The organism is Deinococcus aerius (assembly GCF_002897375.1).
Classification (GTDB): Bacteria; Deinococcota; Deinococci; order Deinococcales; family Deinococcaceae; genus Deinococcus; species Deinococcus aerius.
In genome coordinates, this window is the sequence record NZ_BFAG01000008.1 from 18,758 (window position 1) to 37,784 (window position 19,027).

13 protein-coding genes are annotated in these 19,027 nt (G+C 69.1%); 6 read left to right on the forward strand and 7 right to left on the reverse strand.

Translation table 11 applies throughout. The annotated features are described in order from the left end of the window. Nucleotides 1-73: 73 nt before the first annotated feature. Nucleotides 74-1,897, reverse strand: a complete 1,824-nt coding sequence (locus tag DAERI_RS11725; RefSeq protein ID WP_103129616.1) for an NPCBM/NEW2 domain-containing protein — start codon at nucleotides 1,895-1,897, stop codon at nucleotides 74-76. A 511-nt stretch (nucleotides 1,898-2,408) separates the two neighbouring features. On the opposite strand from DAERI_RS11725, the gene DAERI_RS11730 reads away from it, so the two are divergent. After that, nucleotides 2,409-3,473, forward strand: a complete 1,065-nt coding sequence (locus DAERI_RS11730) for a glucose-1-phosphate thymidylyltransferase (protein ID WP_103129617.1) — start codon at nucleotides 2,409-2,411, stop codon at nucleotides 3,471-3,473. Between the two features lie 78 nt (nucleotides 3,474-3,551). After that, on the forward strand, nucleotides 3,552-5,081 hold the full coding sequence (locus DAERI_RS11735) for a tyrosine-protein kinase family protein (RefSeq protein ID WP_103129618.1): 1,530 nt from the start codon (nucleotides 3,552-3,554) through the stop codon (nucleotides 5,079-5,081). Between the two features lie 146 nt (nucleotides 5,082-5,227). Here DAERI_RS11735 and DAERI_RS11740 read toward each other — a convergent pair whose 3' ends face one another. Then, complete coding sequence (locus tag DAERI_RS11740; protein ID WP_103129619.1) at nucleotides 5,228-5,650, reverse strand: response regulator; 423 nt, start codon at nucleotides 5,648-5,650, stop codon at nucleotides 5,228-5,230. 190 nt (nucleotides 5,651-5,840) lie between these two features. Beyond that, a complete protein-coding gene (locus DAERI_RS11745) occupies nucleotides 5,841-6,287 on the reverse strand; it encodes a response regulator (RefSeq protein WP_103129620.1) in 447 nt (148 codons plus the stop codon). A gap of 328 nt (nucleotides 6,288-6,615) precedes the next feature. Here DAERI_RS11745 and DAERI_RS11750 point away from each other — a divergent pair, with 328 nt between their 5' ends. Both DAERI_RS11750 and DAERI_RS11755 read left to right on the forward strand, forming a co-directional pair. Beyond that, nucleotides 6,616-9,471 (forward strand): PAS domain-containing protein, encoded by a 2,856-nt coding sequence (locus tag DAERI_RS11750; RefSeq protein WP_103129621.1) that lies wholly within the window; start codon nucleotides 6,616-6,618, stop codon nucleotides 9,469-9,471. After that, nucleotides 9,468-9,908 carry a response regulator gene (locus DAERI_RS11755; RefSeq protein ID WP_103129622.1) on the forward strand — a complete coding sequence of 147 codons (441 nt, stop codon included), beginning with the start codon at nucleotides 9,468-9,470 and terminating at the stop codon, nucleotides 9,906-9,908. Before DAERI_RS11750 ends, DAERI_RS11755 begins: the two co-directional genes overlap by 4 nt. A 161-nt stretch (nucleotides 9,909-10,069) precedes the next feature. Here DAERI_RS11755 and glf read toward each other — a convergent pair whose 3' ends face one another. Both glf and DAERI_RS11765 read right to left on the reverse strand, forming a co-directional pair. Continuing rightward, the gene (gene glf / locus DAERI_RS11760) at nucleotides 10,070-11,209 is read right to left on the reverse strand and encodes a UDP-galactopyranose mutase (RefSeq protein WP_103129623.1); all 1,140 of its coding nucleotides are present in this window, start codon (nucleotides 11,207-11,209) and stop codon (nucleotides 10,070-10,072) included. 31 nt (nucleotides 11,210-11,240) lie between these two features. Further along, a complete protein-coding gene (locus tag DAERI_RS11765; RefSeq protein ID WP_103129624.1) occupies nucleotides 11,241-12,440 on the reverse strand; it encodes a glycosyltransferase family 1 protein in 1,200 nt (399 codons plus the stop codon). Between the two features lie 350 nt (nucleotides 12,441-12,790). On the opposite strand from DAERI_RS11765, the gene DAERI_RS11770 reads away from it, so the two are divergent. Together DAERI_RS11770 and DAERI_RS11775 are read left to right on the forward strand one after the other, a co-directional pair. Beyond that, a complete protein-coding gene (locus DAERI_RS11770) occupies nucleotides 12,791-14,374 on the forward strand; it encodes a sensor histidine kinase (protein WP_103129625.1) in 1,584 nt (527 codons plus the stop codon). Beyond that, entirely contained in the window at nucleotides 14,371-14,808 is a 438-nt protein-coding gene (locus DAERI_RS11775) for a response regulator (RefSeq protein ID WP_103129626.1), read from the forward strand. The genes DAERI_RS11770 and DAERI_RS11775 overlap by 4 nt, the downstream gene beginning before the upstream one ends. A 4-nt stretch (nucleotides 14,809-14,812) precedes the next feature. Here DAERI_RS11775 and DAERI_RS11780 read toward each other — a convergent pair whose 3' ends face one another. Both DAERI_RS11780 and DAERI_RS11785 read right to left on the reverse strand, forming a co-directional pair. Then, nucleotides 14,813-16,123 (reverse strand): NPCBM/NEW2 domain-containing protein, encoded by a 1,311-nt coding sequence (locus DAERI_RS11780; protein WP_103129780.1) that lies wholly within the window; start codon nucleotides 16,121-16,123, stop codon nucleotides 14,813-14,815. 290 nt (nucleotides 16,124-16,413) lie between these two features. After that, complete coding sequence (locus DAERI_RS11785) at nucleotides 16,414-18,564, reverse strand: family 1 glycosylhydrolase (protein WP_103129627.1); 2,151 nt, start codon at nucleotides 18,562-18,564, stop codon at nucleotides 16,414-16,416. Between the last annotated feature and the right edge of the window lie 463 nt (nucleotides 18,565-19,027).

Sequence of the window (19,027 nt, forward strand, 5' to 3'; positions counted from 1 at the left end):
CTCCATTCGCCGCCTCACAAGTTGGGGCGGGTTCACGGTTCTCCGTGCGCCCGCCCTCCTGCCGCCCCGTGCTTTAGCGGGGTCCGACCTTGATGCCCGCCGAGGCCAGCTTGTCCTGCCAGCGGGTCCACTCGGCCCTCTCCATGTCGAGAGTGACCGTGCCGAGGCTCTGGTTGTTGCTGCACACGGTGCCGTTCAGACCGCAGTTCGGGAACCAGGTGGGGTTGTTGGTGGTGGTGCCGTTCGAATTCACCTTGGTCCAGCCGATCACGTTGTCACGCATCACGTTGTTGGCGAAGGTGGGCACGGACAGGGAACCGGCTCCGTACATGTCCCAGACGTAAACGCCGACGTTGACGGAGGGCAGGCGCGTCCCGTCGGGCATACGGCCGCTCGACACAGCGCGGTTGTTGAAGATCTGGTTGCCGACGCCGCCCACGATGGCGAGGCCGTGGTTGGTGGTCCCCACGATCTGGTTGTTGTAGGCCCAGGCATAGCCGTTGTCGAGCGGATTGCTGACCTTGCCGTCGCCGAGCAGGATGCCGCCGCCCGGGTAGCTCGTGGTGGTGGCGGGGTCGACCGGGTAGGCGCCCTGGATGTAGTTGTCGTGGATCTTCATGGGCGAGGCGGGCGTGCCGCTGCTGCCGTTGAGGTTGATGGTCTCCTCGGTGCGGCTCTTCCCGGGCTCGTTGATAATCTCGTTCCAGGCGACCTCGACGCCGGGAGCGCGGCGTACGGCGTTGAACAGCACGGCCTGCACGACGGCGGCCTCCTTGGTGTACCCACCCGCACCGTCACTCTTGAGGCCATTGATGTTGCGGAACTGGTTGCGTAGGATCCTGATGCCGTCGCCCCTGGCCGGGTCGCCGTAGAACGAGCGGATGTAGATGCCGGTGGTGTTCTCGAAGTAGCTGTTCTCGACGGTCAGGCTCCTGACCTCCTCCGCGTTCACTGCCTTGCCGGTCGTCTTGCCCGCGACGTTGGGGTTCAGGGCGTAGCCGCGGACGTTGCGGATGGTGACGCGGTTGCCGAACCCGCTGATCAGGTTGCCGCGGCTGCGGATGTTGGAATTCTCGATGATGACGGGCTCATCCGTCTGGATTATGACCGCCGCCCGGTTCTCGGTACTCTCCCAGTTGCCCGAATAGGTTCCGCCCTTGGTGATGATCAGGCGGCCACTGTACTGGATGTTGTCGCTGGGGGCCGGGGCGGGGGCGGGGGCCGGTGAAGAGGAAGTGCCGCTGGTGCAGCCCCGCAGCGTAGTGTTTACCCAGTCGGCGTGGTCGTAGCTGATGCCGTCACCCGCGTCCGTCACGACCAGCCGCAGCTCGTTCTTGCCGCTGACACTCACGCTCAGTGCCTTGGCCCCGTCGGTGCCGCGCATCACGCCGCTGTCATACAGCTTGGTGCCGTCCCCGTACACCTGAAACACCACGCTGCCCTTATTTCCCGACTCGTCGTCCACACCCACGCTCGCCGTGAAGGTGCTGCACTGCCCGTTCAACTTAAAGCTCATGCTTGAGTTGGAGTGGGCCCCAAACCCCTTGTCGAATGTCACGCCGCCGATGGTGAGGGTGCGGCCGTCCCCAGCATTCTTCTCGCCGTTGCTGCGGTCGCGCTCAATCGGCCCCCAGCCGTTGGTCGCGGTGATCCAGCTCTCGTAGCTCAGGCCGTTGTCGCCCGCCGTGATCGTCAGGGGCTGGAGGCTCGGCCCACCACTACTGCTCCAACTGTGGTCCGTGCCGTCGTACGTGTAGGTGGGGGTGGAGTCCTGGGAGGCCTGAGTCTGGGCGGGCGGGGTCGATCCACAGGCGGCCAGCGCCAACGTCAGGCCAAGCACACCCAGCGAGAAAAGAGCGGTGCGGGAGGTGGGAAGTTGCATCTTGTTGTTGCTCATAGGTCTCCTAACGAGAAAAGGAATAAATGGCGGTAGACCGGGACGGGCAAATCAAGAGGTGGCGGTGGCTCGAACCCGGATGCGGGTCTGAACGGCGTTCAACCACCCAAAGAACTTCAACTGTATGAACTTCCCCTCATCCGCTCCTCAACTATCGCGTCGACTTTCTGCACGGGCTGAGGTTACACAAAGTAAATTATAAGATTCTGTTAAAAACCCTTAATTTGCCGGTCAGTTCCTGAAAATGTGGAGTTTCTGACAGGCTGGTAAGTTTCGCCCAAGTGTGGCTTTTTTCGCGTTGGGGTGGAGGTGGCGGCTGGAAAAGCAATTGGCGAAGTTGTAACGCTTCCATTCACATACTCGTCTCAAACAGGAGCGGGGCAGGACCAGAGGCGGCCCCGACATGTCTGGAGAGAAGTGAAAGGTGGGAGCATATGTTCAACCCTGATCCGAAGGTGCCTGTGGCCTGCTCGCGCAGTGTCGCCGGTCCTCCCCCGCGGGAGACCGGTCGATGAAAGCCCTCATCCCGGCGGCGGGCTTTGGCACGCGCCTGCGCCCCCTGACCTATGCCCGGCCCAAGCCGGTGCTGCCCGTCGCCAACCTGCCTATCATCTGTCACGCCGTCCAGAGCCTCACGGCGGCGGGCATCCGCGAGATCGGCGTCGTCGTCTCGGGCGTCACGCGGGAGGCGATTCAGGGGGCGCTGCGGGACGTCGAGGGCGCCCACATCGAGTACATCGAGCAGCCGCAGATGCTGGGGCTGGGGCATGCGGTCCGGGTCGCCCGGAGCTGGATCGGGTCGAGTGATTTCTGCGTGTACCTCGGGGACAACCTCTTTGAGAACGGCGTGGGGAGCTTCCTGACCACCTTTCATGAGACGGGGGCGGACGCCGTGATCGCCCTGGTGGAGGTCCCGGATCCCCGGGCCTTCGGGGTGGCGGTGCTGGATGAGCGCGGCCACATCACCCGCCTGCTGGAAAAGCCCCAGGCGCCGCCCTCCAACCTGGCGGTGGCAGGCGTGTACTGCTTCCGGGCGGGCATCCTCGACCTCCTGGAGACCCTGCCGCCGGGCCCACGCGGGGAGTACGAACTCACCGACGCCGTCGCGCGGCTGATCGAGGAGGGTGGCCGGGTGGTGGGCCAGCGGGTAGCGGGCTGGTGGAAGGACACCGGGCGGCCCCATGACCTGCTCGAGGCCAACCGGCTGCTGCTCGAGCGGCTTGAGCCCTGCGTCCTCGGCGAGGTGACGGACTCGCGGGTCTGCGGGCGGGTCGTGGTGGGTCCTGGCGCCCGGGTGCGGGGAAGCGTCATCATGGGGCCGGTCACCATCGCGGCCGGGGCCGAGATCGAAAACGCGTACATCGGGCCCTTCACGAGCGTGGGGCGCAGCAGCGTGATCCGGAACGCCGAGGTCGAGTACAGCGTGATTGATGAGGAGGCCGAAATCCGCGACATGAGCGTGCGGCTCCAGGAGTGCCTGATCGGGCTGGGCGCGCGCGTGATCGGCCACGGCGAGGTGCCGCGGGTCCACCGCCTGGTCTTGTCGGACACCAGCCTGCTCGAGTTCGGCTGCTGAGGTTCGCCGCCCACCCCTCCCCCTCCCCGCCCGCTTTCCCGACCGTCCTCCCTGAACTTCCAGAAAGGTGCCTGCTCCATGCCCTACCGCCCACCCACCCAGCTCCAGAACGACGACGTTGATGTGCCCCGCCTCGCGCTGCCCCTGCGGCGCCACGCCCTGCCGCTGCTGTCGGCGGCCCTGCTCGCGGGCGCCTTGACCTACGCCGTGACCGCGCGCCAGGCCCGGCAGTACGAGACCATGAGCAGCGTGGTCTCCGTGGGCGGCAACGCGGACGGCGCGCTCGGCGAGGGGCTGGTCGCCGCCCCGCCCCTGCCACCGGGCACCCTCCAACAGGCCCTGCGGGACGGGGAGGTCGTCGACGACATCGCCCGGCGGGTACTTGCCAGCGACCTGCCGCCCAACCGGGCGCGCGCGCTGGCCCAGGCGGTCGAGGGGCAGCGCCGCAGCAACACCTTCTCGCTTGTGCGCGTCACCACGCCCGAGGGCACCCGCTCGGACCTGTATGAGGTCTGGGGCCAGGCCGGGGACCCCGCCTCGGCCCGGGTCCTCGTGAACGCCTCAGTGGACGCCCTGCTCGCCTGGGACCAGGAGCGCGCCCGCGAGCGGGTGGTGCTGGCCCGCGCCAGCCTGCAAAAGCAGCTCGCGGAACTCAACCGCAACGAGCCGCCCCCCACCGCCAGCGACCTGCGCTGGGACACCTACCAGTCCACCCAGGCCCGGCTTTACCAGGCGCTGACCCGGGTGTCGCTGCTGGAGAACGCGGCGGTGGGCACCCTCCAGGTCGTCGCGCGGGCCCCCGAGCCCGCCGCCCCGGTGGCGACCAGTCCCCTGGGCCGCGCGGGGCTGGCCGCCCTGCTGACCCTGTTCGGGGCCTCGGCCGTGATCCTGCTGCTGGAGGCGTGGCGGCGCCGGGTGTACGACGCCCACAGCCTGCGCGACCTGGGGCTCCCGCTGCTGGGCCAGCTTCCCCGTCCGGCGGGCCGGGGCGGGCCGGGCGCGCTGCAAGACGGCGCCCTTCAGGACAGCCTGGGGTTCCTGCGGGTGAACGTCCTCTCCCAGCTTTCGGCGGAGGGTCCGCGCCGCCTGGTCTTCGCCAGCCCGCAGGACGGGGCGGGCAGCGGCAGCGTCGTGACGGCGCTGGCGACCAGCCTCGCGGCGGCGGGTCAGCGGGTGCTGGTTGTGGACACCCAGCCTCACCCGGGCGCCGGGGCGGCGTTGGAGGGCGGGGTGCAGCCTCTGGCCGACCATGTCGACCGGCTTTCCCTGCCCGGCACCGACCCCCTTCAGGCCCGGACGCTGGTGGGGAGCCGGGCGCCCGCCTACGACCTGACGCTGATCGCCGCCCCCCCGCTGCTGCGGCGCTCGGACGCCCTGCTGTGGGCGCAGGGCGCGGCGGGCATCGTCCTGGTGCTTGGCCCGGGCGCCAACCGCGTGAACGAGGTCGAGCAGGTGCTTCAGAGCGCCGAACTCGCCAAGGTCCGCGTGCTGGGCGTGGTCCTGAACGAGTTGCAGCTGGAGGACGAGGCCCAGCAGGCGGCCGGCAGCCCGCGCCCCCTGCCCGACCGCAACCTGCGCGCCGGGGAGGCCGACCGCACACTCACCTGAAGGTGCCCCGCCCTGAGGGAGCCGCGTCAAGGGATCGCTAATCGAAAGAGCACCGGAAGAGATCAACGGACGGGTTGATGCGGCCGGGAGGCGCGCGACAGAATGCCTCCCGGCCTTCCTCCTGCTGGGCGCGCCGGAGGAAGGCGTCAGACGGAGAAGGTCAGGGTGAGCCAGCGGCGGCCCAACCGGTCGACGGCCTCGACCAGTTGGTCGAAGCGGCCCGGCTTGAGGACGTAGTCGTCGGCGCCCGCCGCGGTGCAGGCGTCCCGGTCGGAGACCTCGTTGGACGTGGTGAAGACCACCACCGGGACGTGGCGCAGCGTCGCGTCCCCCTTCACGGCCCGCAGCACCTCGTGCCCGCTGACGCGCGGCATGTTGAGGTCGAGCAGCACCAGGTCCGGCTGGCGGCTCCCCCCCCCGCGCAACAGGTCCAGCGCCTCCTGCCCGTCGCGGGCCACGGTCACCTCGCAGCGCACCTCGCTCTCGTCCAGCGCCGCGCGTGCCAGCTCCACGTCGTGTTCGTTGTCCTCGACCAGCAGGAGGTGTTTGGGGAAGGCGGGGGGCGTCAAGGAGGTCCTTTCCGAACACCAGTGACGAGAGGGCAGGGCCGCCGGCCAGCCGTGGTGTGCTGTCCCCAGCATAGCTAAGCTCTGTGTGAGGGAACATAGACTTTTGGCTTAACGCCCTCCCCTTGCATCCATCCCGGTGGCGGTCATCATGCCCCGCCTGGGGCCGTTGGATTCCCCCGGGCCGCGCGGGTCAGTGGGGCAGCTCGCTCCCCGCCCAGAACTGCACGAAGCCCCGAATATCGGCGCAGAACTCGCCGAAATCCCCCGATTTCAGCAGGTAGGCGTTGGCGCGGCGGGCATACGCCTCGCGGACATCCTCCCGGCTGCCCGAGGTCGTGAGCATCACCACGGGGATGGGGCGCAGCCGCGCGTCGCTTTTGAGCGTGCTCAGCACCTCGAACCCGTTGAGCCCCGGCATGTTCACGTCGAGCAGCACCACGTCGGGGAGTGCCGCGTTCGCCTGACCCAGCGCCTGGAGTGCCGCCCCGCCACTCCGGTACGAGGTGAGGCCGACCTGCTCGCCCAGCGCGGCGAAGGCCTCCCGGGCGAGCAGCAGGTCCGCGAGATTGTCATCGATCAGCAGAACCTGGAGTGGGCGGCGCGCGGTGCCGGAGAGCGTGGGTGGAGGCGGGAGCATCGGGCGTAGGGTACGCCCCACACCCTGGCAAAAAGATCACGCCCGGGGTATTTGACGCTTCCTGCTCGGGACCCGCGAGCGGGATGACCTCCCGGTCCCGGTGGGGCGAACGACAGGGCACCCACGCGCCTCCCATGGAGTGCCCGGCCCGGGTGGCTCGTGCCCCAGGCTGTCCGGCACCCCTGCACTCTGGCACCAGCTTCCCGCGTTCGTGATGAGGGGAGCAGGAAGTGGGTCGTCTCTTTAAGCTTTCCTTTATGTGAAGTCAAGCCGACCTTTACCCGCGCCCAGCTCTTTAAGATGCGGGTGGAAGCCCACCTCCCACCCCATGACGATCCCCGGACTCACCCTCAATCCCGATCTCCTCCACCTGCTCGATGGTCTGGCCGACCCCTTCTTCGTGGTGGACGGCGAGTGGCGCTACACGTACGTCAACGCCCACGCGGCGGGCATCATGGGCGTGACGCCGCAGGACCTGCTGGGCAAGGTCCTGTGGGACTGCTTTCCCGAGGCGCGGGGCACCCGCCTGGACGAGGAATACCGCCGGGTGATGGCGACCCGCGAGGCGCGGCACTTCGACCTGTACTACCCCGCCCCGCCCATGTGGCTTGAGGTCAGGGCCTCTCCCCACGGTGAGGGGATCGCGGTGCATTTCCGGGACATCAGCGGGCGCAGGTTGGCCGACGAGCGCCGCGAGGCGCTGCTGGCGGCGACGCTCGACCTCGCCAAGGCCTCCACCGAGGGCGAGGTGGCGGAGGCGGCCCTCCTCGCGGGCCTCCCGGTCCTCGGCGCCTACGGCGGGACAATCCTGCGGCTCACCGAGGGGGGGAGCGCCCTGGAGGTCGTGCATACCCGCGGCTACGATGACGAGCGCAGCCGCACCTGGCACCGCTTCCCGATGAACACCCCGCTGCCCGCCATCGACGCGGTTCACACCCTGCAGGCGGTGTTCGTGCGCGAGGGGGAGCTGCTCGCCCGCTACCCGGCTCTGGAGCAGCACAGGTCCGCCCGGACCCGCGCCCTCGCCGCCCTGCCCCTCGTCGTGGAGGGCCGGGCGCTGGGCGCCCTCACGCTGAGCTTCGACACCGACCGCACCTTCGGGGGGGCGGAACGCGGCTTCGCCATGTCCCTCGCCGGGCAGCTCGCGCAGGCGCTGGGCCGGGCGCGCCTGCAGGAGACTCAGGCGCGCTCCGCCCGGCAACTCCGGGACCTCGCGGGGGCCGCGCTGAGCATCAACGCGGCCCGCACACTGGAGGGGGCGCTGCGCGTGATCACCGAGCAGGCCCGCACCCTGGTCGGCGCCCACCAGGCGGTCGTGAGCCTGAGTGTGGGGGACAACTGGGCGCAGGCCATCAACGCGGTGTCCCTGAGTGACAAGTACGCGGCGTGGCGCGAGTACGAGGGCACTCCTGACGGCAGCGGAATCTACGCCCTGGTGTGCCGTCTGAACGCCCCGCTGCGGCTGACCCAGGCCGAGCTGGAGGCGCATCCCGACTACAAGGGGTTCGGCGCCCACGCGGGCAAGCACCCGCCCATGCGCGGCTGGCTGGCGGTGCCCCTGGTGGGCCGGGGCGGCCAGAACATCGGCCTGATCCAGCTCAGCGACAAATTCGAGGGCGACTTCACGGCCGAGGACGAGAGCGTGCTGGTGCAGCTCGCGCAGCTCGCGGCGGGCAGCGTGGAAAACGCCCGCGCGGCGCAGACCGTCCGGGACAGCGAGGCCCGCTACCGCTCGCTGGTCGAGGCCACCAGCCAGATGGTGTGGAGTACGCCCCCCAGCGGCGAGTTCGAGGGCGACCAGCCCGCGTGGCGGGCCTTTACCGGGCAGACCATCGCGGAGTTGCAGGGCCGGGGCTGGCTGGGGGCGGTGCACCCCGAGGACCGTGACCGGGTCCTGCGCGAGTGGACGCGGGCCTACGCCGCCAAGACCCTGTATCAGGTCGAGTACCGCCTGCGCCGCGCGGACGGCGAGTACCGGCACGTGCTCGTGCGGGTCGTGCCGGTCAAGGGGGAAGGCGGCGAGGTGCGGGAGTGGGTGGGCACCCACACCGACATCACCGAGCGCAAGGCGGCGCAGGCGGCCCTGGAGGGGCGCGACGCGGAGCTGCGGACCATGATCGACGCCATCCCGCAACTCGCCTGGATGGCCGACCCGGGGGGCTGGATCTACTGGTATAACCAGCGCTGGTACGACTACACCGGCACGACCTTCGAGCAGATGCAGGGCTGGGGCTGGCGGGACGTGCATCACCCCGAACACATCGACCGGGTGATCGAGTACGTCTCCGAGAAGTGGGCGGCGGGCCAGCCCTGGGAGGGCACCTTCCTGCTGCGGAGCCGGGACGGGGAGTACCGCTGGTTCCTGACCCGCGCCATTCCCCTGCGGGACGAGCGCGGCGAACTCGTGCGGTGGTTCGGCACGAACACCGACATCACCGAGGAGCGTCACCTGAACGAGACGCTGGAGGCGCGGGTGGCCGAGCGCACCGAGCAGCTCGTGCGGAGTAACCGCGAGCTGGAGCAGTTCGCCTATGTCGCCTCGCACGACCTCAAGGCCCCCCTGCGGACCGTGGCGAGCTACGTGCAACTGCTCCAGCGCAAGTACCGCGGACAGCTCGACGACCAGGCCGACCGGTACATCGCCTTTACGGTGGACGCCGTCGAGCGCATGAACGTCCTGATCGACGATGTCCTCGCCTACTCGCGGGTGGGGCGCGAGACGCGGGTGGCGAATGTGGACACCGGGCGGGTGCTGCGCGAGGTGCTGGAGAACCTGGAGGACGCCCTGCGGGGTGCGCGCGTGACGTGCGGCGACCTCCCCGATGTCCATGCTGACGAGACCCAACTGCGCCAGGTGCTGCAAAACCTGATCGGGAACGCGGTCAAGTTTCAGCCCGCGGGCCGCACGCCGGAGGTGGACCTGAGTGCCGAGGTGCAGGGTAACGCGGTCCACTTCACGCTGCGGGACAACGGCATCGGGATCGCGCCGCAGCACTTCGAGCGCATCTTCGGGGTGTTTCAACGCCTGCACAGACGCGAGGAATTCAACGGGACCGGCGTTGGCCTCGCCATCGTGAAAAAGATCGTGGAGGAGCATGGCGGGCGCATCTGGGTGGAGTCGCGGGAGGGGGTCGGCACGACCTTCCACTTCACCTTCCCCGCCGCGGGAACGGAGCAGGCATGACGCGGGCGTTTTCACGGGGGCTGGACGTTCTGCTGGTGGAGGACAACCCCGCCGACATCGTGCTGACCGAGGAGGCGTTCGCGCTGGGGGCCTCACCGTCGACCCTGCGCTCGGCCTCCGACGGCGAGGAAGCCCTCACGGTGCTGCGTGGCCCGGCGGGGGAACTGCCCGACCTGATCCTGATGGATGTCAACATGCCCCGCCTGGGGGGACTGGAGACGCTCGCGCAGCTCAAGGCCGACCCGGACCTGCGGCACATCCCGGTCGTGATGCTCACCACGTCGAGCGACCCGCGCGACATCGACCAGGCCTACGCCCTGGGCGCGAACGCCTTCGTCACCAAACCGGTGAACCTGCCGGACTTCTTGCAGGTCGTGGAGCAGCTCCTGTCGTTCTGGTCGTCGCTCGCCACGCTGCCCAGCCGGAGGATGCGGTGACGGCGCCCAGGGGCGGACGTGACAGGGTGGAGTGAGGTCCCGGGGACCGGCCTGCTGGTATGGAGAGAAACAAGCCGCGCGAGGACGGTTCCAGAACTGACCCCAACAAAAGGCACCCGCCCGACCCCTCGGGGAGCCGGGCGGGTGGCAGAGGGGCCGACTTAGCCGGCGGTCGCCGCCTCGGGCTGGGTCTTCTGCCCGGTGAGCTTGCGGTACGTGGCGAGCGCCTGCGCGACGACCTGGTCCATGTTGTAGTAGCGGTAGGTGGCGAGGCGGCCCACGAAGGTCACGTCGGGGCGGGCGTCGGCCAGGGCCGCGTACTTCTTGTACAGCTCCTGGTTCTCGGGCCGGGGCACCGGGTAGTAGGGATCACCCTCGGCGCGGGGGTACTCGTACACGACGGAGGTGTGCGGGTGCTGCTGCCCGGTGATGTACTTGAACTCGCTGATGCGGGTGTAGCCGTAGTCGTTGGGGTAGTTCACGGTGCCGGTCGGCTGGAAATACTCCCGCGCATGCGTCTCGTGGACGAATTCCAGGCTGCGGTAGGGCAGCTTGCCGTAGCAGTAGTCGAAGAAGGCGTCCACCGGACCGGTGTAGATCATGTGGCCGTAGGGGATAAAGCCCTCGATCTCGCGGTAGTCGGTGTTCAGCATCACCTTGATGTTCGGGTGGTTGAGCATGTTCTCGAACATCCGGGTGTAGCCGTGCAGCGGCATCGCCTGGTAGGTGTCGGCGAAGTAACGGTCGTCGCGGTTGGTGCGGGTGGGCACCCGCGCGGTCACGCTCGCATCGAGTTCGCTGGGGTCCAACCCCCACTGCTTGCGGGTGTAGCCCCGGAAGAACTTGTTGTACAGGTCGCGCCCGACCTTGCTCACGACCACGTCCTCGGAGGTGCGGACCTGGTCAACCTTTTCCGCCACCGACGCGAAGAACTCCTCGACCTGGAAGGAGGTCAGGTTCAGGCCGTACAGCCGGTTCACCGTGTCGAGGTTGATGGGGATGGGCAGGAGCTGGCCGTCCACACTCGCCAGCACCCGGTGTTCGTAGGGCCGCCACTGGGTGAAGCGCGAGAGGTAGTCGAAGACTTCCTTGGAGTTGGTGTGGAAGATGTGCGGGCCGTAGGGGTGAATCAGGATGCCCGCGTCGTCGTAGCGGTCGTAGGCGTTGCCCGCGATGTGGGGGCGGCGGTCCACGATGAGGACCCGTTTGCCGTCGTTCGCCAGCCGCTCGGCGAGGACACTGCCCGCGAAGCCCGCGCCGACGATCAGGTAGTCGAAGCCGTTGGAGGTAGGTTCGGTCATCGGGTCCATCATAGGGCCCGTCGGTCGCGGTTCAGTCATCGGCCACTCCGGCCAGCACCACGGCGGTGCGCTCCGCCGCCGCCCGCTCGATCAGGGCGCTCATATCCGCCCAGGTACGGTCCCAGGACAGGGTGGACAGGTAGCGGTCGGCCCGTTCCCGCCGGGCCTCGCCTGCTGGCGTGCCGCGCTCGGCCAGCGCGGCGGCACAGGCAGCCTCGAAGGCGTCCACCCCGTCCGCGATCCGGGCGAGGTCCCGCTCCCCGTAGGGCCGGATCACGTCCCGGATGCCGGTGGACACCACGGGAACACCCGCCGCGAGGTACTCGGGGGTCTTGGTGGGACTGATGAACTCGGTGGCGGAATTGCGGGCGAAGGGCAGCAGGGCGACATCCCAGTGAGCCAGGTACGACGGCAACTCCGCGTAGCTCTTCATGCCCAGGTAGTGCAGATTCTCCCCCCGCGGCAACTCCGCCGGGTCGATCTTCACCACCGGCCCCAGCAGCACGAACTGCCACTCCGGGCGCCGCCGGGCCAGCTCTCCCACCAGCTCGATATCGAAGCGCTCGTCGATCACCCCGTAGAAACCCAATCGGGGGTGGGGCAGGTGCTGCTGGTCGGCGGGGTCGGGGAGGCCGTTTCTCGCCCGGGCGAAGTGGCCCACATCGACGCTGGAGGGGAAGGGATGGACGTTGTGGTGCTGGCGGCACTTGGCCTCGTACAGCCGGTGGCCCCCCGTGAACACCACGTCCGCCTGCCGGAACAGCGCGTCCTCGCAGCGGCGCAGTTCGGGCGGCGCCCCCTTGAAGTTCGCCAGCTCGTCCATGCAGTCGTAGATCGTCACGCGCGGCGTCAGGCCCGCCGTGACGGGCAGCTCCATCGGGGAGTAGACCCACAGGTCGTACTCCTCCAGGCCCTCGGCCGCCACGAAGTCCTCCAGCAGGCGGGCGATGGCGGCCTGCCGCTCCTCCAGCGTGCGGCTCTCGGCGGGCGCGGTGAGCATGGACGTGACGACGGTGACCCCGCACGGCTCCCGGCGCACGGCTAGGCTGTCCGGCCCCTCGGAGAAGATGGGCTCCTCGATGTAGTACACCCGCCGGGTACGGGCCGCGCGGGTCATCAGGTGCTGGGGGCGCTGGAACACGAAATCCCAGCGCAGGTGGGAAATGACCAGCAGCGCGGGGGTGGAGGCCGGGCGGTTCAGAGGCAGACGGCCTTCGAAAGAATTGAGCATGTCGTCCCTCCCTGGGGGATCAGGGGCGCGGCCGGTGTCGGGAAAAAGCCCACCGCCGCAGCCATAAGCGGAAGTCAAAAACACTCAAGTGAGAACGCCGCGCCAGCAGCTCGCCGGTTCCCCCTCTGGCGGCACTTGCACGGTTCCGGGAACGCCCGGAGTCTAGCGTCCCTCCCCCCGGGCCGTTCTGAACGGAGCAGAGCGATCTTGGAGGAAACCTTTATTTATATGTCTAGACCGAAGGTGGGGTGCGGCGAGGAGGAAATTGGCCTAGACAAGGCCCGGGGGAGGGGGAAAGCCCCCCTCCCCCGTCCGGGAACCCGGGCCCACGCTCTCTAGAATGCCTCCCGATGTCGGCAGCCCTGTCCCCCCCGTTGCCCGGCCCGCTCGGCGCGCCCCCCGGCACCACCACCATCGCCGCCTTCATCCTGCGGGCCTTCCTGTTTCCGCTGCTGCTGCTGGGGGCGGTGGCGGTCGCCGTCGCCGCCGGGGTGGAGCAGAGCGCCCGCAGCGCCGCGCAGGTCACGGCAGCCCAGGCGCGGCTCACGCTGATCCAGGCCGCGGCGCGCGACGTGTCCGACCTGGAAAACGGGCAGCGGGGCTTTGTCATCACGGGCAACCCGGCCTTCTTGCAGCCCTACCGGCAGGGCGGGGTGAACCTGGAGCGCCACCTGCGGGAACTGGAGGCCCGGGTGGGGACGGACCCGGGGCGCGGGGACCTGGCCCGGGTGCGGACCCTGACGCAGAGCTGGTACGCGCAGGCGGCCCGGCCCGAGATCGCGGCGCGCCGGATTTCGCTGGAGAGTGCGGCGGCCCTGGTGAGCGGCGGCGTCGGCAAGCGCACCCTGGAGGAGGTCCGCGAGGTCCTGGCCCACATGCAGGCGGGCGAAAACCTCCGGCTGAGGGCCGCCCTGGAGAACAGCACCGCCGTCCTGCACCGCGTGCGCCTCTTCACGGTCGCCGGGCTGCTCGCCTCGGGGGGGCTGCTCGTGTTCGCCGCGCTGCGCGTGGCCCGCACCCTGTCGCGGACCACCCGCCAGCTCACCGAGGAGGCCCGGCACATCGCCGCCGGGGACTACTCGGCCCGGTTGCCGCGGACGCCCCTGCGGGAGCTGGGCGAGCTGAGTCTCCAGTTCCACCGCATGGCCGAGGCCGTGCAGCAGCGCGAGGAGGCGCTGCGGGGGGCGACCCGGGCGCTCACGGCGAGCAACGCCGACCTGGCCCGCAGCAACCGGGAACTGGAGCAGTTCGCGTATGTCGCCAGCCATGACCTGCAAGAGCCCCTGCGGACTATCGCCAGCTACACCGAACTCCTGGCCCGGCGGTACGGGGGCCAGCTCGACGAGCGCGCCGACCAGTACATCCACTTCACCATCTCGGCCGCCCAGCGCCTGAAGGCCCTGATTCAGGACCTACTCGCCTACTCGCGGGTGCGCCAGGCACAGCACACCTCCCGCGAGGTGAACACGGCCGAACTCGTGGGAACCCTGGTGCAGGACCTGGCGGCCAAGATCGGGAACGCGGGCGCGCGGGTGGAGATCGGCGACCTGCCCACCCTGCGCGCGAGCCCCGAGCTGCTGCACCACGTCTTTCTCAACCTGCTCACGAACGCCGTCAAGTTCCGCGCGCCGGACCGACCGCCCCACGTGCGCGTCTGGGCCGAGCGCGGCCCGGGCGAGTGGCGCTTCCACATCCGGGACAACGGCATCGGCATCGAGGAGCAGTATTTTGAGCGCATCTTCGGCGTGTTCCAGCGTCTGCACCCCATGGACGAGTACCCCGGCAGCGGCATCGGGCTCGCGCTCGCCCGCACCGCCGCCGAGCGTCAGGGCGGCACCATCACCGTCCAGAGTACCCCGGGCGAGGGGAGCACCTTCACCCTCACCCTGCCCGACACTCCCCCACCCGGTGCCCAGGAGGCGCCCCAGTCATGAAACCCATTCACATCCTGCTCGTCGAGGACAACCCCGCCGACATCCTGCTGACCCGGGAGGCCTTTGAGGAGGCTCACTTCCCGCACCACCTGCATCTCGCCAAGGACGGCGTGGAGGCCTTGAGCTTCCTGCGGCGGGAGGGGCCGCACGCCGGGGCACCCACCCCCGACGTGGTCCTGCTCGACCTGAACATGCCGCGTATGGGTGGCCTGGAAGTCCTCGACGTCCTCAAGGCCGACGAGGTGCTGCGCAACATCCCGGTCGTGGTCCTCACCACCTCGCGCGCCGAGGGTGACATCTGGCGCTCCTACAACCTCCACGCCAACGCCTACATCCCCAAGCCGGTGACGGTGAGCGAATTCGTGGACGTGATCAAATCGTTCGGCAGCTTCTGGTTTGCGACGGCGGCGTTGTCACCGAAGGAGCGGCCTTGAGGGGTTAGGGGACGAAGCGAACGTTGACGTTGGAGAGCGATGTGAAATTGCCTCCTGCCAGCCTATAGTCATATATCCGAAGACGTGCGTAACGCTCTCTAGGTTCGTTGGGCTCTGGTGCCCGAGTCGCCGTGAATTTTACTTGAATGGCTCCCCCCTCCTTCGGCACTTCCCCTCCTCCAATCTCCTGAACATCTAACCAGGCGGGTGAGTCACTATCCGGGTAGATAGAAAACGCTGGTCCAGTGGTTTCTCCCCCAGGATCGGCCTCTACAGGAACAATCACTATCGTGGGCTCACCCAACCGGACCTCAATAGTTGTACTTGGGAAAAGTGGGCTGGTTGACTGTCTAATGGGATAGACTCGAAGCGGCACGCGCGTCACTTCTTCGCCCCTGTAAAACACAACAAGGGTATCCGGGTAGGGAAGTTCCGGCTCTTCCTCACCGAGTTCCAGAAACGCCAGCGGCGGCATGTAAACGCTCAAATTTCTTTGAAACGTCCCAGCACCAACGATTTTTGTTCCCCATGTGTCTAGACGGAAGCGAGTTCCTTTATAATCATTGACCGATACATCTGAGGTGAGCCGAAAGCTCAAGTCCCCCGCGAATTTTCCGCTACTATTCGTGAATGTTACAGGGACGTTCCTATGCGTGTCCTGATAAATGCCTGTGCCTCTTGACACGCTCCCCGTGATGTCCGGCACGCAAGTAATCGTCGGCGCAATCCAGTCCGCATGATCAGCGGTCTTGCCATTCCCGGCATCCGTCACGACCATACGGATGGTCTTTTTGCCGCGCAGGTCCACGCTCACGCTCTTCGTCGCGCTGGCCCCGGTCATCACCCCGCTGTCGTAGAGCTTCTCGCCGTCACCCCAGACCTGGAAGACCACGCTGCCGCGGCTTCCCACCTCGTCGTCCACGCCGATCTGGGACCTAAACCGCACGCACCTGGCGTTGTCCGACCCCGCCAGGCTGTATTTCAGTTCGCTGGGCGCGTGAACACCGTAGCCCTTGGGGTAGATCGTCCCGTTCAGGGTCAGCGTCTGGCCGTCCCCGATGCCCCGCTCCCCGTTGCTCCGGTCCACCTCGATGGGTCCCCAGGCATTGGTGGCGACCAACGCGGTCTCGTAGTAGAGCGTGTTCACGTCAGCCGTGAGGGACTGCGCGCTCAGGTGCGGGGGCGTGGTCCACGCCCCGTCGACGCTGTCGTAATTCCCGACGGGCTCGGGGGGAAGAGTCCCGCCGGAGTCCGGCGGCTGCGCGCAGGCAGCGAGTACGAGTGTGAGCAGGGCAAACGGCAGCCGTCGCTTCATGGTGTCCCCCCGAACAGCGAGTTGTGACTTGCCGCCCATCGTATCCGCCGGGACGGGGGGCCGGGCGAAGATTTGTGGCGGCGGGCAGGGGTGGCGTCTATACGGCCCATCGTGCCCGCTCAGCCGCCCGCAGCAGGACCTCCAGTCGGGTCACCGCCTCGTCGCGGGGGGAGGCGAGGCCCACCCGGGTGGCATGAGGAACCCCCGCAGAACTTCAGGAGTCCTTGGGGCGAATGCGGGTCCCTCGCCCCTGCCCGCCGGAGCCTCCCGGCTTCCGCGGGGCGGCCCACTCAGCGCCGCCCACCCGCGTACTCGGGCGCCCGGGTGTCCGCCGGGCGGGGCCGCCGCACCGCGGGGACGGGCGACCAGCGGCGCACGGCGTCCTCCAGGCCCGGCATGAGCCACCCCCGCTCGCTGGCGAGGGCGGGCCAGGGGGCCGGGGAGCGCACCTGGGCCGGGGAGACCGCCCGCACCCGGCGCGGATCGAGCCGGGCCGCCCGCGCGAGCATCCCCGCGAATTCGAACCACGACACCGCCCCCGCGTTGGCGAGGTGCCACACCCCCACCTCGCCGTCGAGCAGCAGGTCAAGGGCGTGGTGCAGCAGGTCGGGCAGGAAGGTGGGCGACACGGCCACGCCCGCGAGGGCCGGAAAGGGCCGCCCCGCCCGCAGGGCCCGCAGCAGGCCCGCCGCGAAGCCCTCCGTCTCCCCTACGTCGAAGAGGGGACCCGTGCGGATTACCAGCGCGCCCGGATGCGCGGCGAGGACGGCCTCCTCCTCCAGCCGCTGGCGCACGCCCCGGGCACAGGTGGGGCGCGGGGCGTCGGATTCCAGGAAGGGCCGGGTGGCGTCCCCCCCGAAGACCTGGGCCGAGGACAGCAGCAGCAGGGGGAGCCCCCGGCCAGCACAGGCGGCCGCCAGCGCGCGGAGATCGGCGGGGTCGGGAAAGGCACCCGCCGCGACCACGACTGCCCAGGGCCGCTCGGCCTCCAGGGCGGGCCGGGCCTCGCCGGGAGCCAGGCGCCGGGCGGGCAGGCCGCGCCCGCCGCAGGCTTCCAGCAGCCGCCCGCCCAGCCGACCCGGGACGGCGACGAGCAGCGGGGGGCCGTCGGGGGCCTCGGCGTGGAGGGGGCCCTCCGGGGGAAAGCGCAGGCGGTCGGCGCGGCGCCACCAGCCGGGGCCCTCCAGCACGGCCCGCGCGGGGCCCAGCTCGGCGCCGGTTGCCAGGTGGCGGGCGAGGTGGGCCAGGGCCGTGGGGCGGGGCTGGGGCGCCCGCACGTCCCACAGGCCGCTCTCGTAGTGGCCGACCTGCCGGGTGAGCAGCGAATTCCAGTCGAAGGCGCCCAGCGCCGACCAGGCGGTGACGGCGCGCACATCCACCCCGTCGGCCCGGGCCGACTGCGCCTGCTGCCAGGTCTCGTGCAGCCAGCGCAGTTGCTCCTCGCGGGTGCAGGCCAGGTGCACCTCGGTCAGCGCCAGGGGCAGGCCGTAGCGCGCGCCGGCCTCGTACAGCCGCCCGCAGGGGCCGCCGATGGGGTGCCCCTGCACCCGCACAGCCTCGATATCCACGTAGGCGCGCCGCCCATTGCCGCCGTGAAAGCCCCCGTGGTGCCCGCCCCGGTAGTGTTCGACGCGGTCATCCAGAAACCGCTCACTGGTGACGTAAGCGTTCAGGCCGAGTACGTCGGGCGGGCAGGGGTTCTCGGCGAACCACAGGATTTCCCGCTCGGTGGCCCCCGCCCAGCGCAGGTAGGACCACATGGGGTGCTGCTGGTCCACCCGCCCCAGCAGCAGGTCGAAGGACAGCCAGCGCCGCTCGTTCTCGAAGTCCGCCTGCTCCCGCAGGGAGGGCCGGGCGCTGACCAGGCCCATGTCCTCGGTCTGGAGCAACTCGGCCTCCGGATTCACCTCGCGGATCGCCCGCATCGCGAGGACGGTGGCCTGAAGCTGGTGCATCAGCGCCCGCCAGAAGGAGTGGTCGTCGCGCGCGTGGGGATACCAGTGGCCGTACAGGGCGGAGAAGCGCGCGGTCGTGAGGGGCTCGTTCACGGGCGTATAGGTGCGGACGTGGGGATACCGCTCCGCTACCGCCCGGGCGTAGGCCGTCAGCCCCGTCACGAATGCGGGGTCGAGCAGGTGGGTGTGGAGTGGCCCGCCCCCGTGATGGACGAGCCCGACGATGGGATCGAGCCCGCACTCGGCGAGGCGCGCGAGCCGGGTGTCCGGCCACGTCCAGTCGGCCTGCTCCAGCCCGTTCGGGGCGGTGCGCTCCCACAGCACCGGAAAGCGCACCCGGGTCGCGCCCAGGGACGCCAGGCGGTCAATGTCCTCCAGCCGCTCGTGAAAGCCACTCAGCACGAGCTGGTCCTGCACGCTGTCGCCGATGCGGCTGACCGTGGGCTCCACCCCCACCCACAGCTCCAGGCGGTCTAGCGGACGCATCCGCACCTCCCGGAGCCGGGGCGGGGGTAGCCGGAGGAGGTGAAGTCGCCCTCCCCCACCCGGAATCGGTCGATGGATACAGCCAGGCCGACGTGCCAATGGAGATCGGATAAACAGGACATTTTCTTTCCTCGTCTGCGAAGAGTGGCGAGGGGCAATAACTCTTGGCGGGCGTGGAGCCCAGCAGTTCTCCCCGCCACCTTCCTGCCGCCTCGTTCGGCCTGCCATCGCCCGGAGCGGCGAGGGGCAAAGGTTAACACGGGGTATCCGGGTCAAAAAAAATGATTTCTATAGGGAAGTTGAGACTTTCTCGGCGGGGGATGAAAGCAAACTTCAGAAACGTCTCTTGCGTCCCGGGGGAAGCGGAACTTGGTGGTGCCCAGCCGGAGGAAAAGAAACGTCGCTGTTTCTTTTTGATAGGCCGAGCCGTCACCGGACCCCCTGAGAATGTGGGCGCTCGGGG